The following is a 14,397-nucleotide window of genomic DNA, read 5'->3' on the forward strand; positions in this document are numbered from 1 at the left end:
TGCCTTGTGCGCCGGGACTCGGCGCTGCGGCCCACGGCCACCGGGCGGACGTGCGACAACGGTGCGTGGGTGCGCGATCTCTCCTGGTGCGCAAAAACACGGTCCCGCCGTCACTGTCATATCGACATGACGGCGGGACCGCGTTATTCGGTTGCCTCGGATGGAGTCCGATTTCACAGACCCCGGCGACCCTTGGTGGCGAACGACCTCACAGGTAGTCGGCCAGGTCGTTGAGCAGCGCGGCCTTCGGCTTGGCACCGACGATCTGCTTGACCGGCTCGCCGTCCTTGAACAGCAGCAGGGTCGGGACGGACATCACCTGGTAGTCGCGCGAGATGCTGGGGTTCTGGTCGATGTCCAGCTTGGCGATGGTGATCTTGTCGCCGTGCTCGTCGGCGATCTCCTCCAGGACCGGGGCGACCATCTTGCACGGGCCGCACCAGGTGGCCCAGAAGTCCACCAGCACGGGCTTGTCGCTGTCCAGGACCGTGCTCTTGAAGGTGTCCTTGTCGACGGTCACGGTGTTGCCGGCCATTTCTTCTCCCTACTTGTTGGTCGAGTCAGCTCAGTTCGCCGGGCCGTACCCGCCGCCGACGAGCTCGGCGACGGTCTCAGCGGCGGGCGTGTCGTGCTCGGCGAGCCAGCGCTCGGCGTCGATGGCGGCGGAGCAACCCGAACCGGCGGCGGTGATGGCCTGCCGGTAGGTGTGGTCCACCAGGTCGCCCGCGGCGAACACGCCGGGGATCCCGGTGTGCGTGGTGGGCTGCTGGACCCGCACGTAGCCCTCGTCGTCGACGGTGACCTGGTCGCGCACCAGCTGGCTGCGCGGGTCGTGGCCGATGGCCACGAACATGCCCGCCACGGCCAGCTCGGAGGCCTCGCCGGTGACCGTGTCGCGCAGCTTGAGCGCGCTGACGCTGCCGTCGCCGACGACCTCGGTGACCGCCTTGTTGGTCAGCCACTTGATCTTTTCGTTGGCGCGGGCGCGCTCCAGCATGATCTTGGAGGCGCGGAACTCCTCGCGGCGGTGGATGATCGTCACCGAGCGCGCGAAGCGGGTCAGGAAGGTGGCCTCCTCCATCGCCGAGTCGCCGCCGCCGATCACGGCGATGTCCTGGTCGCGGAAGAAGAAGCCGTCGCAGGTCGCGCAGGCCGACACGCCGTGGCCGAGCAGCCGCTCCTCACCCGGAACGCCCAGATAGCGGGCGGCGGCGCCCATGGCCAGGATGACCGCCTTCGCGCGGTACTCCACGCCGTTGGCCAGAACGGTCTTCACCTCGCCGGTCAGGTCGAGGCGCTCCACGTCCTCGGCCCGCAGCTCGGCGCCGAAGCGCTCGGCCTGGGAACGCATCTGCTCCATCAGGTCGGGACCCATGATCCCGTCCTTGAAGCCGGGGTAGTTCTCCACGTCGGTGGTGGTCATCAGCGCACCGCCGAACTGGGTTCCCTCGAAGATCAGTGGTTCGAGCTCCGCCCGCGCGGCGTACACCGCTGCGGTGTACCCGGCCGGGCCCGAGCCCACGATGATCACGTTGCGGACGTCGCCAGTCACCGCGCCCCTTCCGTCGTAGCGTCCCCGCCGCGCTCGGCGCGCGACCGTATCCGGCACAACGCGATCCTATTCGGCTCTGTTCCCGATCAAGGGAAGCCGGTGCTTCAGGGCACAGCGAAGCGCCCCGCACCACCAGGAGGGGCTGGGAACGGCATGCGCGGGAGGTGGCGATTCCCGTGGAACCGCCACCTCCCGCGAGTGCGCCGCTAGCCGCCGAAGGTGCTGTCGGAGATCTTGGCCGGGTTGTCCGGACCGCAGTCCGGGGCGACCGTTAAAAGGCGGAACTCGCCGAGCGCGCCGGCTGGCAGGACCATCAGCTGCGCCGGCTTCCCGTCGAGCGTGATCTCCCGCGCGCCGAGCGGTTTGCCGCTGGTCACGCCGTTGGCCTGCAGGCAACCGAGGAGCTGCTGCGGATCGCTGAGCGAGCCGAGGTACTGGCTGCTGTTGAGCGCATCGGCGAACTGCTGGCCGTTGAGGCTGACCTGGCCGCCCTGCAGCGCCAGCGGTGGCTTCGAGCTCGGTGCCGGGCTCGGCGGTTGCTGGGCCTGCGGCGTCGAGCTCTCGGTGTTGTTGGGCAGCACCGAGAACACGACGGCAGCCGCTGCCGCGGCGACGCCGACCATCCCGGCACCGAGGGTGAAGCGCCGACGGCGGCGCTGCTTCGCAGCCGCGAAGTCGATCACCTGACCGCCCTGCTCGGCGGCCGGAGCGGCCGGAACCGCGGGTTGCTGCTGCTCGGCCCAGGCCCGGACCTCATTCTCGAGCGCTGCGTCGATGCGAGCCGAAACATCGTCCGGGATCGTCAGCGGCGGCAGCTCTGCGAGTTCCGCGCTGGTGGCGTCCAACGCCGCCAGGATCTCCCTTGCCTCCGGGTCGTCCTGGACCTGGCTGCGGAGCTCCTCAGCCGTCTGCTCGTCCAGCACTCCCGCGTGGAGATCGGCTAGCAGGTCCAGAGACCACGGTGGCCCCTGCGGCGCCCCCGTGCGCCGGTGTTCGCCACTCATCGTCCCTCCCGTCGACGCATGGCCATCGCGTCATCTGGGACGTTCGCATCTGCACTTGGGTTCCGCAGGTGTCCCAGAAGTTTGGCGAGCTTGGCCCGCCCCCGTGCGCAACGGCTCTTCACGGTGCCGTCGGCAATGCCCAAGATCGACGCCGTTTCGGCCACCGAGTAGCCCTCGACGTCCACCAGCACGATCGCCGACCGCTGGTCTTCGGGGAGTTCGGCCAGCGCGTCCTGGACGGCCATCTTGGTGTCCTGCTCGGCGATGGCGTCTCGGGGCACGGCCGGCTCGGCGGGACCGGTGTCCGGCAGCGGCACGGTCGGTCGGGCCTGCCTGCGCCGGATGCGGTCCAGGCAGGCGTTCACCACGATCCGGTGCAGCCAGGTGGTCACCTGGGATTCGGCGCGGAACGACGAGGCGTTTCGGAAGGCCGAGATCATCGCGTCCTGAAGCGCGTCGGCGGCGTCTTCGTGGTCGCGCATGGTGCGCAGCGCAACAGCCCACAGCCGATCCCGATGTCGGCGGAAGAGCTCGGAGAACGCGTGCGGATCTCCGTTTGTATGCGCCGCGATGAGGTCGGCGTCCGATCTCACGGGGACAGACACGAGTCAGCACTTTACTGATCGTGAGTTCGAACATGGGTCCCAACCCGTGCTCGCGCTCACGACCAGGCCGTGCTGCGTTGAGCGGGCCAGGTCTGATCAGGCCGCGCTGCCGGACACCTTCACCTCGTTGATCCGGGCGACGAAACCGCCGCCGCCGGACGGCAGCTGGGTGATCAGGACCAGGATCTCCTGGGACGCCGATTCGGGGCTCAGCTTGATCGTGGTCGCACCCGCGGTCAGCACGCCCTGGCCGATCACCTTGGTGTCGACCAGGTTCTGCGTGCCGTTGACCTGCCGGACCTCCACCTTCGCCCCCGCGCTCGGCGAGTCGATGACGAGCTCCTGCAGCACCGACGGGTGGGCGAGCGTGAGCACCGCGCCGGTGCCGTTGCTGATGCCGCCCGGGCCCAGCTGCTGGCGGTAGTCCGCCGTCGCCCAGTAGGTACCCGGGTCGCCGTCGAACAGGTACGGGATCCGGCCCGGGGTGTCCGGGGTGCCGTTGGTGTTGTACGCCTCCGCGCCGGTGATCTGCACCGGAGTGGCCTGCGCCGGCGGGGGCTGTTCCTGGCCGCCCGGGTGGTTGCCGGTCTCGCCGATGACCTGGCCGGTGCCGCTGTCGCGGCCGGACTCGGTGAACACGCCGATCAGCGAGGTCGCGATCCAGGCGACGACCAGCAGGGTGGCCACCGCCAGCACGCCGACGCTGACCATCAGCTTCTTGCGCTTGGTCTCGTCCGGCTTGGGATCCTCGCGGCGCCAGACTTCGTTGCTCTCGCTGCTCGAAGCACCTTGACCGTTGGTGCTCGGCGTTTCGTAGGTGGCGTGCTGCTCCAGGACGCGGAGCACCGCAGCGCCGGTGCGGACACCGCCGGTGGTGCCGGTGGCATCCGGGTTGCCCAGCGCGCGCACCGCCACGGTGGACAGCTCCAGCGGAACGGTCGGCCGCAGCGTGCGAGGCGCGACGATGGTGCCGTCCGGCCCCGTCGGTGCGGTGGGCAGTCCTTCCGGCGCGTCGCCGAGCGCCCACCGGCCGGTGAGCAGCAGGTACAGCGCGGCGCCCAGGCCGCGCACGTCGTCGCTGGAGGTGGCCTTGGCCATCGGGCCGGGGAAGGCCATCCGGATCTCGCCGTCCGGCGTCACCCGGATCCGCTGCGGGTGGTCGGCGCCGAGCACCAGCCCGGCGTGGTGCGCCGCCTCGACCGCGGCGGCCAGCGGCTGCAGCAGCCGGGCCGCGGTGCCGGGCGGCAGCGGGCCTTCGGCGACCAGGTCGAGCAGATCGGTGCCGTGCGTCCACTCGGCGATCACGATGCCGAGGACGCCGTCCGGATCGTTCGACGACTGGGTGACGACGTCGAGCACTCGGGCCACGCCGATGTGGTTGAAGGTGCTCGCGTGCATCGCGCGTTCCAAGGTGCGCCGCGCGTTGGACGCCGCCTCGGCCTCCGAGCGGTCGCCGACCAGGATCGTCAGCGCGACATCACGGCCCAGCACGCCGTCCTTGGCGCGCCAGAGCTGGGCGTTGCAGCGATCGTCCACGCCGACCTGGGAAAGGAGCCGGTATCGGCCGTGGTCCAACACCCGGCCCGGGGTCAGCGCCTGCTCGGCCGAACCCTCGTCGCCGGAATCGTCGCGGTCCGCAGCGATCTGCTCGGTGGGTTTGCTGGTCACCTTCCCTCTCCCGCTCCTCCCGGTCCGCAAGGGGATGCGTACCACCCCTCTTCCCCGCACAGGAGGAGACTTCGACACCGAGGGTACGTGACGCGAAAGTCAGCGACGACGCAGCAAACCGGTGAGCCGTCCGATGGCGGGCTGTAGTTCGGCCACTCGCAGGATCGACATGAGTCCGAAGATCGCCCCGAAACCGACCGCGCAGCCCACCAGGAGCTGCAGCCAGCCGGTGCCCAGACCCGGCGGGCCGGGGATCACCGCGTCGACGCCGAGCGTGCTCGCCCAGCACAGCAACGCGCCCACGACCGATGCCGCCAACGTCTTCGCCAGCGTCTTGGTGAACCGGCGGCTGCCCAGCGCGCCGAGCCGGTGGCGCAGCCAGATCTCGCCGATCAGCCAACCGATGACGTAGGTGAACGAGTTCACGAAGGTAAGCCCGAACACCACTTGGTCGGGCTCCAGCACCAGGGGCAGCGCGAAGGCCATCAGCACCTTGGCGGCGGTCATCAGGGTCACGATCAGCGTCGGCGTGCGCGCGTCGTTCAGGGCGTTGAACGTGCGCATCTGCATCATCGTCAACGCGTAGGGCAGGACGCCGAAGGCCGACACGGCCAGCGCCAGCCCGAGCGTGGTGGCCTGCCCGGACATGTCGGACTTCACCGCGAACAGCGCCAGCGACAGCGGCACGCCGAGCGCGGTCATGACCGCGCTGACCGGCAGCAGGGTCACGGTGGACAGCCGGTTGCCCAGCGACAGGTCGTCGATGACCCGCTGGTAGTCGCCGTCCGCGGCGGCGGCGCTCATCCGCGGCAGGATCGCGGTCATGATCGAGAAGCCGATCACGCCGTACGGCAGCTGCAGCAGCATCCACACGTAGCTGTAGGTCGACCAGGCGCCCTCGGCGTTGTCGGTGGCCACCCGGCTCAGCGCGATCAGACCGACCTGGCTGACCGCGACGTAGCCGAGCATCCACAGCGCGAGGCCGCCGAACTCCGAGAGCCTGCGGTCCCAGCCCCAGCGCCAGCGCATCCGGAACCCGGTGCGGCGCAACGCGGGCAGCTGCACCAGCGCCTGGCAGAACACGCCGAGGGTGACGCCGATGCCGAGCACGAGCAGCTGCGGGTCGGTCATCGAGACCGGGTCCTCCGAGATCGCTCCCGGCATCAGCGCGAGCACGCTGATGGTGGCGATCACGACCAGGTTGTTCACCACCGGAGCCCAGGCCGGCGGGCTGAAGATCTGCTTGGACTGCAGGACCGCGCCGACCAGCGCGCTGAGCCCGTAGAAGAAGATCTGCGGCAGCAGCAGGTAGGAGAAGGCGGTGACCAGCGCCCGGTTCGAGGCTTCGGAGTCGGAGACCAGCGCCATCGTCAGCAGCGGAGCGGCGACCATCGCCAGCAGCGTGCCCACGGCCAGCACCACGGCCGCCAGCGTCATCAGCTGCTGCACGAACCGCTCGCCGCCGTCGGCGTCGCCCTTGCGGGCGCGCACCAGCACCGGCACCACGACGCTGGTCAGCACGCCGCCGATGAGCAGCTCGAAGAGCATGTTCGGCAGCGTGTTGGCCACGTTGAACGAGTCGTTGACGACGCCGAAGCCGACCACGCCTGCCAGCATCAGCTTCCACAGGAAGCCGGTGATCCGGCTGATCAGGGTGGCGATGGCCATCGAACCGCTGGCCTTGAGCAGCGACGGCTTGCCCTTGCCCGGCGAGACCGGGCGGATCACCTGGGTCTGCTCGGCGGCCTGCTCGGCCGCCTGGTCCATGCCGGGTTCCGGCGGGATCGCGGGGATCGGCTGGGTCTCGGCGACGTGCCACCCGCCGTGGACGGGCGGTGGTCCCGGGCGCGGGGCGGTGGCCGGTCGCCGGATCGGCTCGGTGGGGCGCGTCCCGGGGTGCGGTGCGCGACCGCTCATCCGCCCGGCATCCCTGTCTCGGTTCACTGCCTCAATCCTTCGCCCGCGCGGGAGTTGCCCGCCCGATCCTGTCGCTTCCGCGGTGCGCCGCCCCGAAAGTGTGATGGCACGGCATTCCGCCCAGGATCTCAGCCCGGGTTTCGATCACCTTCAGTGGTGGCGACCTGCGCGGTTTCCGGTGTGTCCGGGGTCTCCCCGGCCTGCTCCGCCGCGCGCCGCTTCTGCCTGGCGCGCAGGCGCTTGAAGATCCGCCGCGCGGACATGAGCACCAGCAGCGCCGCAGCGCTCAGGGTGATGATCAGGATGAGCGGTCCGTAGTTGCCGGACTTGTAGGTCAGCCGCTTCGTCTCACCGAACTGGGTGCCGTCCTGGGTGGACACCTTGACGTCGAGGATGAAGGTCCCGGCGCGCTGCGCGGTGGTCTGCAGCCAGAACACCCGCCGCGACTTCGCCGGGACGGTGCCCACTCCGCCGATGTCGGACTGCACCTGCACGCCCGGCACCGGCGGGATGCGGAACACCACGCCCACCGTGATCGGCAGGTCGTTGACCACGGTCAGCGGCGTCGGGCTGTCCGGCGAGGCGCCCACCAGCTGGGTCGAGGACTCCTCGATGCGGACCATGCCGAAGATCTTCTGGACGGTCCCCCTGGCCAGCCCCACCCAGTGCTCGGCGGCGCCCGGGTTCCCGCGCCATGCGCTGGACGCGCCGCGCAGCAGCCCGTTGACCAGCGGAGTGGTGATCCGGCCCGGCTCCACGTCGGAGGCCGGGTCCCGCTGCGAGGACCGGTACAGGTCGCCGACCTTGAAGTTCTGCTCGGCCAGCTGCCGCAGCACCGGCTGCGGAATCTCCGCCGCACCGGCTTCCACCGGGTAGCTCAGATCGGCTTCGGACAGCGTCGCCGGGTCCGGCTCGGGCAGCGAGCCGGGGCGGATCAGGCCGGCTTCGGTGAGGGACCGCATGCCGTCGAGCAGTTCGCGAAGGTCGTCGCCGCGGAGGTTCCAGCGGCGCGGCGGCGCCAGCACCGAGGTGGCGTCGCCGACGGAGCCCTGGGTCGCCCGGAAGGTGAGCGCGCCGAGCGCGTTCTGCGCCGACTCCAGCTGCGCGACCGGCGGCGAGAGATCGGTGGTCTTCCTCTCGGTGTCGCGCAGCGGGTCGAGCGCGCTGGTCATCAGCGGGTCGATCGGGATGGCGGTCATGTCGCGGCCGCGGATGCGCACCGGGTCCAGCGAGCCGGCCGGGATGTTCAACGACTGCGGCTCCAGCAGCGCGGTGCCGGGCAGGTCGCCGCTCGCCGGATCGGCCAGCGCGCCTTCGGCCGGCCACAGGACGCTGCGCGGTTCGACGCCCAGCACGTTCTTGTCCTTGAGCAGGTCGGCGCCGTCCAGCGCGATGTCGACCAGGTCGGGCAGCCCGGCGCGGGCGAGCGCCGCCACGTCGGCGTCGGCGTAGGGCAGCGCGACCACGCACCGGCCCGAGGTGACCTCCCGCAGCTTGCTCATCCAGAGGTTCGCGGCACCGGTGCCGATCCCGTCGGCGAGTTTGCCATCGGGCTGTTGCACCTGGTACGGCGTCTGCATCGCGCGGACCGTGATCAGCAGGTCGGGGTCGATGGCGAAGCACAGCGCGCTGCCCATCGGCGAGCCCGCGGGCGCGCTGTCGGCCACCGCCTGCAGCAGGTCGTGCAGCCGGCCGCCGGGCGCCAGCGAGGTGGACAGCGTGTCGTCGACCAGCACCGGGCGCATGCCGGGCAGCGGCTCGCGCACCAGCCGCGGGTAGTCGACGAGCGGCACCAGCATGCTGACCCCGGTGGGGTGCGCGGGCGGCGGCGCCGGGCTGCCCGGGGTGCTGAGCACCGGCAGCAGGAAGCGGGATTCGGCGATCCGCGCCCGGCCGCCCACCGCGGGCACGCCGTTGACGTTGACCAGCAGCGGGTAGACGCCGGGCTGGGTGAGCTGCAGCGAGTTCGGGCCGGTCAGCGGGATGCGCAGCTCGATGTCGATCCGCTGGCCGGGCGCCAGGCCGTCCGCGACCGAGGTGAACGCGGGTTCGGTGACCGTCGGGGTGGCGCTGCGCATGGCGCGCTGCACGGCGGGTTCGTTGGTGGCCGGGTTGCCGCGCTGGACGCGGGCCTCGATGCCGTTGATGGGGGTGTCGCCGGTGTTGGTCAACCGGCCGGAGATGACCACCTCGCCGGGGCCGCCGTCCGCGACCACCGACGGAGTGACTTTCGTCACGTCGAGATGGGCGGGGCTGTCGCCCTGCGCCGCGGCCGGCGGCGCCAAGGCCACCGGGAGACCTGCGAAAACCAGCACCGCGACCATCGCGGCCAGCAGAAACCTCAACCCGGCTCCGTCCCGCTACCTCGCACCGGACGGGCGCCGAGCCGATCGCCCGCCCCGTCCGCACCGTCGCCGCGCATGCTCAGCGCGCGGCGCACCAGCCGACGCTCGTCGGCGTAGGCCAGCACCTCGTCCAGTTCACCAAGCGGCACCCACGCCACCTCGGTGACCTCCACGTCCTCGTCGGAAAGCTCACCGCCCACCGCATCCAGCAGGAAGTGGTGCACGGTCTTGTGTATGCGCCGGTTGCCCGCGACGAACCAGTAGTCGATGGTGCCGATCGGGTTCACGACCCGACCGATGATCCCGGTCTCCTCGGCGACCTCGCGCACCGCGGTCTGCTCCGGGGTCTCACCGGCCTCGATGTGCCCCTTCGGCAGCGACCACAGCAGTCGGCCCTTGCGGTCCAGCCTCCCGATGATCGCAGCGCGCTCTTCGGTGCCGTTCACCACCAGCCCGCCCGCGGACGTCTCGTCGACGGTCCGCAGCCTGCGCCGCCGGCGTCGGTTCCGACGCCCCGGCTGAGCACCGCCGGAGCGGCCGGGCGACGGGGGCATGCAGCCGATGGTAGTGCGTGCGTGTTTCCAGCGGCCGACTTGCGTGGCGGTGCGGGTGGCGGAATCACCGAGGTCACCTGAATGCGCCGCGGGCTTCGGTGGTCGGGAACGTTTTGGCTGCTCATGGGCCTTGGGCGTGCTGGGGTGCCGTCGCTCGGGCGTCGTGCGGCGGCCGATATCCTGGTAAATCGTGTCCTCTCCTTCGCACCACGACCCCGCTTCGTCCGCCGAGCTGCAGGCGCGCGAGCGCCAAGCGCAGCGCAACGCCGTGGTCGAGCTCGTCCGGGTCGCACCCATCGCGGAGGAGCTCGCCGAGCGGTTCGCCGCGGCCGGGCACCGGTTGTTCCTGGTCGGCGGGAGCGTGCGGGACGCGCTGCTGGGCAGGCTGGGCACCGATCTGGACTTCACCACCGAGGCCCGGCCGGAGCAGGTCCGCGAGCTGCTGAACGGCTGGGCCGAGACGATCTGGGACACCGGGATCGAGTTCGGCACGCTCGGCGCCTACCGGCACGGCACGACGGTGGAGATCACCACCTTCCGCGCCGACACCTACGACCGGGTGAGCCGCAACCCCGACGTCGCCTTCGGCGACTCCATCGACGGCGACCTGGTGCGCCGCGACTTCACCGTGAACGCGATGGCCATCGAGCTGCCGAGCCGGACGTTCATCGACCGGCACGACGGGATGGCCGACCTGGCGGCGCGGCGGCTGGACACCCCCGCCGCCCCGGAGGACTCCTTCGCCGACGACCCGCTGCGCATGCTGCGCGCCGCCCGGTTCGTCTCCCAGCTCGGGTTCACCGCCAGCGACCGGGTGGTCCAAGCGATGACCGACATGGCCGCCGAGATCGCCCGGATCACCCCGGAGCGGGTCCAGGTCGAGCTGTCCAAGCTGTTGTGCGGCGAGTTCCCGCGGCGCGGCGTCGAACTGCTGGTGGAGACCGGGCTGGCCGACCACGTGCTGCCCGAGGTGCCCGCGATGAAGCTGGAGATCGACGAGCACCACCAGCACAAGGACGTCTACAGCCACTCGCTGACCGTGCTGGACCAGGCGATCGACCTGGAGCGCGCGGCGGACCCGGAGGGCGAGCCGGACCTGGTGCTGCGGCTGGCCGCGCTGCTGCACGACATCGGCAAGCCCGGCACCCGGCGCTTCGAGTCCGGTGGCGGGGTGAGCTTCCACCACCACGAGGTGGTCGGCGCGAAGATGGCCCGCAAGCGGCTGCGCGCGCTGCGCTACCCCAAGGACGTGATCAACCAGGTCGCCGACCTGGTGTTCCTGCACCTGAGGTTCCACGGCTACAGCGACGGCCAGTGGACCGACTCGGCGGTGCGCCGCTACGTCAACGACGCGGGTCCGCTGCTGCCCCGGCTGCACAAGCTGGTGCGGGCCGACTGCACGACCCGCAACAAGCGCAAGGCGGCGGGCCTGCAGCGCGCCTACGACGATCTCGAGGAGCGCATCGCCCGGATCGAGGCGGCCGAGGACCTGGCGAAGGTCCGGCCCGATCTGGACGGCAACGAGATCATGCGGCTGCTCGGCGTCGAGCCCGGCCCGGTGGTCGGCAAGGCTTGGAAGCACTTGAAGGAGCTGCGCCTCGACCGCGGGCCGATGTCTCACGAGGAAGCTGTCGAGGAGCTCCACAAGTGGGCCCGCGATCAGGGCATCGACGTTCCCTGATCGGAAATCCGCAGGTCAGCGCTTCAGTAGTAATACTGCGTGTTAATGCTTGCTGTTAGCTGTGGCTATTGAGAAGTGATTGCTGAAGATTCCGGCGGCCGGTGCGGCAATGTTCGGTCCAGGTGGGTCCGTGCACGGGCAACCAGTGAGATCATGTGCAGGTGGGATCAGACGCGGACGTGGAACCGGGGACGCTGCTCGTCGCCGCCCCACAGCTGCTGGACCGGAACTTCCGGCGGACCGTCGTGTACGTCATTCACCACCGCGCCGAGGGCACCCTGGGCGTCGTGCTGAACCGGCCGAGCGAGGTCACGGTGGGCGAGGTGCTGCCGAAGTGGGGCGAGCACGCGAGCGAGCCGCAGTCGTTGTTCGTCGGCGGCCCGGTCGAGCAGCGGACCGCGATCTGCCTGGCCGCGCTGCGCGCCGGTGAGGACACCGGGACGGTCTCCGGCATGGTCGGCGTCCGCGGACCGGTCGGGCTGGTCGACCTCGACGGCGATCCGGCGGACCTGGTGCCGAAGGCGCGCGGGCTGCGCTTCTTCGCCGGGTACGCGGGCTGGGAGCCGGGGCAACTGGCGGGTGAGATCGAGCGCGGCGACTGGATCGTGGTGCCCGCGCTGCCGGACGACGTGATCGCCGACCCGGGCTCCGAGCTGTGGGGCCGGGTCCTGCGCCGCCAGGGGCCGCCGCTGGCGTTCCTCGCCACCCATCCCGGAGACGTCCGCCTGAACTGAGCGGGGAGCAGCATGGACTTGCGAAGCGTGACGGTCGGGATGCCGGTCAGCGATCTGCGCCGCGCCGTGGAGTGGTACCAGCGCGTGTTCGCGCTCGCCGAGCCGGATCTCGAACCGGCCGACGGAGTGGTGGAGTTCCGGCTCGGCTCGATCTGGCTGCAGCTCGGCGAGGAGCCGACCGCCCGCTCCGGCGCCGAGGTCGTGACCCGCTTCGACGTCGCCGACGTCGCGGCGGAGCGGGAGCGCCTGGTCGGGCTCGGCGTCGAGGTCGGAGCGCTCGAGCACGTCCCCGGCGCGGTGGACTACTTCGACTTCGCCGATCCCGACGGCAACCGGCTCAGCTTCTACACCGAGCTGCCCTGGGGCTGAGTTGTCCCCAGGTTCTGAGAGTTGTCCACAAGCCTGTGGACAACTCAGGGCCAGTGGTCCGCGTACGCCAAAGAACCGCTGGCGTGGAAGCGAGCGCACCTCAGCATGCTGAGGTGCGGTGCCGAGCGGGCGGTGCCGGGCCGCGTGTCGCGGTCAGCCGCGGGGCAGGGCGCTGCAGCAGCCGCCCGCGCAGCCGCCGCAACCACCGGCCGCAGCCGGAGCGGGCATCGCCTCGGCGGCGCGGTTGCCGAGCACGCCGCCTGCGGTCATCAGGGCGAACGCCCCGACCAGGCCGAACACCGAGATCATCACCACGGAGAACGCCGAGGCCAGCATCGGCACCGATGCACCGGCCAGCAGGGCCGCCGCGCCACCGGCCAGCATCGCGGGCCCCGCCGCGCGGTTGGCGACCTCGAACGCCTCGTCGCTGCTCATGGCGGCGGGAGTGCGGACACCGACGTAGCGGTTGCGGGGCAGCTGCCCCCGCAGCCCCCGGAAGCCGAGCAGCAGCAGCGCCGCTCCGCCGAGGACCAAGATCGCGCAGAGGATCACCTGAACAGCGAGCACCCCACCAGAGTAGGAGAGCACCGGACTTGACCTGCGTCACGGTGCGGCTACGACCACCCCGCGGACCGTCCGAACCCGCCTCCGCCGCGCTCCATCCGCCCGGGGGCACGCAATTTCAATTGAAATCGGACGTCTGATTTCAATTGAAATTGCGCCAGTCACCCGCAGCCGTCGGCGTGTCGGGCGGCCGACACACCGACGTCGGATGCGACTTCCATTGAAATCGCGTACCGCCGCGGGCCGAGGCGCAACTTGATCGCCACCTGCCGGACACCCTGATCGGGTGTGCTGTGGCGCATGGCGAAGAAAACTGCGCTGAGCGGAGTGCTGGCCGCGGGGCTGCTGGTCGCGGCCGCGGCCCCGGCGACGGCCGGGCCCGACCGGGTCGAGCTGGTCGGCGAGACCACCCTGCCGCACGCGATGCAGTTCGACGGCACCACCGTCGGCGGGCTCTCCGGGATCGACTACAACCCGCAGACCGGGGAGTGGGTGCTGATCAGCGACGACCGCTCCGACAGGCAGCCGGCGCGGATCTACACCGGCCGCTTCGACGGCGGCGAGTTCCGGCTGACCGGCACGAACCCGCTGCTGCGCCCGGACGGCACCACCTACCCGCAGGGCACCGTGGACCCGGAGGACGTGCGCTGGGATCCGTGGACCGGCGAGATCTGGTGGACCAGCGAGGGCGAGCGCGCCCAGCAGCTGATCGACCCGACGGTCCGCCGCGCGAAGGCGGACGGCTCCTTCACCGGTGACCTGCCGATCGCCGACAACCTGCGGATGCGTCCGGAGACCGGCCCGAAGCAGAACGAGGTGCTGGAGGGGCTGACGCTGGCGCAGGGCGGCTCCCTGGTGGTCAGCGCGATGGAGGGCCCGCTGGTCGAGGACGGCGAGTCGCCGACCGCCGAGCACGGCGCGCTGTCCCGGATCACCGTGCAGACCCGCCACGGCCGCGTCCTCGGGCAGTACGCCTATCCGCTGGACCCGGTGTTCGCCGAGTCCCCGACCGGCGGTTTCGCCAACAACGGCGTCACCGCGATCCTGGCCGACCGGGGCGGCGACCACCTGGTCCTGGAGCGCTCCTTCGTCACCGGCGTCGGCAACTCGGTCCGGCTCTACCGGGTCAACCTGCGCAACGCCACCGACGTGCGCGACGTCGACTCGCTGGCCGGCGCCGACGTCCGCCCGCTGCGCAAGGAGCTGGTGGCCGACCTGGGCGACTTCGACCTGAGCACGGTGGACAACGTGGAGGGCATGACCTGGGGCCCGTGGCTGCCGGACGGCCGCCGCAGCCTGGTCCTGATCAGCGACGACAACTTCTCCCCCACGCAGACGACCCAGCTGATCACCCTCGCGGTGCGCTGAGCTGGCGGGGAAACGGCTTGGCGTCCTCCGCTACCC

13 protein-coding genes are annotated in these 14,397 nt (G+C 71.0%); 4 read left to right on the plus strand and 9 right to left on the minus strand.

The window, feature by feature from the left end; translation table 11 throughout:
- Positions 1–208: 208 nt before the first annotated feature.
- From trxA to ATL45_RS13385, 8 genes are all read right to left on the minus strand, one after another.
- Positions 209–535, minus strand: coding sequence for a thioredoxin (trxA, locus tag ATL45_RS13350; RefSeq protein WP_093150726.1), 327 nt, complete (start codon positions 533–535; stop codon positions 209–211).
- A 30-nt stretch (positions 536–565) separates the two neighbouring features.
- The gene (gene trxB, locus ATL45_RS13355; protein ID WP_093150729.1) at positions 566–1,552 is read right to left on the minus strand and encodes a thioredoxin-disulfide reductase; all 987 of its coding nucleotides are present in this window, start codon (positions 1,550–1,552) and stop codon (positions 566–568) included.
- Positions 1,553–1,758: 206 nt separating this feature from the next.
- Positions 1,759–2,556 (minus strand): anti-sigma factor family protein, encoded by a 798-nt coding sequence (locus tag ATL45_RS13360; protein WP_177241943.1) that lies wholly within the window; start codon positions 2,554–2,556, stop codon positions 1,759–1,761.
- Positions 2,553–3,161 carry an RNA polymerase sigma factor SigM gene (gene sigM / locus ATL45_RS13365; RefSeq protein ID WP_093150732.1) on the minus strand — a complete coding sequence of 203 codons (609 nt, stop codon included), beginning with the start codon at positions 3,159–3,161 and terminating at the stop codon, positions 2,553–2,555. The genes ATL45_RS13360 and sigM overlap by 4 nt, the downstream gene beginning before the upstream one ends.
- 96 nt (positions 3,162–3,257) lie before the next feature.
- Complete coding sequence (locus tag ATL45_RS13370; RefSeq protein ID WP_093150735.1) at positions 3,258–4,829, minus strand: protein kinase family protein; 1,572 nt, start codon at positions 4,827–4,829, stop codon at positions 3,258–3,260.
- Positions 4,830–4,928: 99 nt separating this feature from the next.
- Positions 4,929–6,773: a murein biosynthesis integral membrane protein MurJ gene (gene murJ, locus ATL45_RS13375; protein ID WP_246025319.1), complete on the minus strand. Its 1,845-nt coding sequence runs from the start codon at positions 6,771–6,773 to the stop codon at positions 4,929–4,931.
- A 101-nt stretch (positions 6,774–6,874) separates the two neighbouring features.
- Positions 6,875–9,091, minus strand: coding sequence for a DUF6049 family protein (locus ATL45_RS13380; RefSeq protein ID WP_177241944.1), 2,217 nt, complete (start codon positions 9,089–9,091; stop codon positions 6,875–6,877).
- Entirely contained in the window at positions 9,088–9,645 is a 558-nt protein-coding gene (locus ATL45_RS13385) for an NUDIX hydrolase (RefSeq protein ID WP_093150745.1), read from the minus strand. The genes ATL45_RS13380 and ATL45_RS13385 overlap by 4 nt, the downstream gene beginning before the upstream one ends.
- 190 nt (positions 9,646–9,835) lie before the next feature.
- Here ATL45_RS13385 and ATL45_RS13390 point away from each other — a divergent pair, with 190 nt between their 5' ends.
- From ATL45_RS13390 to ATL45_RS13400, 3 genes are all read left to right on the plus strand, one after another.
- Positions 9,836–11,326, plus strand: a complete 1,491-nt coding sequence (locus tag ATL45_RS13390) for a CCA tRNA nucleotidyltransferase (RefSeq protein ID WP_093150748.1) — start codon at positions 9,836–9,838, stop codon at positions 11,324–11,326.
- A 161-nt stretch (positions 11,327–11,487) separates the two neighbouring features.
- Complete coding sequence (locus ATL45_RS13395; protein WP_093151520.1) at positions 11,488–12,060, plus strand: YqgE/AlgH family protein; 573 nt, start codon at positions 11,488–11,490, stop codon at positions 12,058–12,060.
- Between the two features lie 12 nt (positions 12,061–12,072).
- Positions 12,073–12,429 carry a VOC family protein gene (locus ATL45_RS13400; protein WP_093150752.1) on the plus strand — a complete coding sequence of 119 codons (357 nt, stop codon included), beginning with the start codon at positions 12,073–12,075 and terminating at the stop codon, positions 12,427–12,429.
- A gap of 153 nt (positions 12,430–12,582) precedes the next feature.
- On the opposite strand, the gene ATL45_RS13405 is transcribed toward ATL45_RS13400, so the two are convergent.
- Positions 12,583–12,996, minus strand: a complete 414-nt coding sequence (locus ATL45_RS13405) for an SdpI family protein (RefSeq protein ID WP_093150755.1) — start codon at positions 12,994–12,996, stop codon at positions 12,583–12,585.
- A gap of 297 nt (positions 12,997–13,293) precedes the next feature.
- On the opposite strand from ATL45_RS13405, the gene ATL45_RS13410 reads away from it, so the two are divergent.
- Positions 13,294–14,361 carry an esterase-like activity of phytase family protein gene (locus ATL45_RS13410; protein ID WP_093151523.1) on the plus strand — a complete coding sequence of 356 codons (1,068 nt, stop codon included), beginning with the start codon at positions 13,294–13,296 and terminating at the stop codon, positions 14,359–14,361.
- Positions 14,362–14,397 lie beyond the last annotated feature (36 nt).

Source organism: Saccharopolyspora antimicrobica, assembly GCF_003635025.1.
GTDB classification, from domain to species: Bacteria; Actinomycetota; Actinomycetes; order Mycobacteriales; family Pseudonocardiaceae; genus Saccharopolyspora; species Saccharopolyspora antimicrobica.

Excerpts from the sequence above, each read along its gene's own strand:
- ATL45_RS13360 (WP_177241943.1), bottom strand. The coding sequence starts at position 2,556 with ATGAGTGGCGAACACCGGCGCACGGGGGCGCCGCAGGGGCCACCGTGG.
- trxA (WP_093150726.1), bottom strand. The coding sequence starts at position 535 with ATGGCCGGCAACACCGTGACCGTCGACAAGGACACCTTCAAGAGCACG.
- ATL45_RS13400 (WP_093150752.1), top strand. The coding sequence starts at position 12,073 with ATGGACTTGCGAAGCGTGACGGTCGGGATGCCGGTCAGCGATCTGCGC.
- ATL45_RS13410 (WP_093151523.1), top strand. The coding sequence starts at position 13,294 with ATGGCGAAGAAAACTGCGCTGAGCGGAGTGCTGGCCGCGGGGCTGCTG.
- ATL45_RS13385 (WP_093150745.1), bottom strand. The coding sequence starts at position 9,645 with ATGCCCCCGTCGCCCGGCCGCTCCGGCGGTGCTCAGCCGGGGCGTCGG.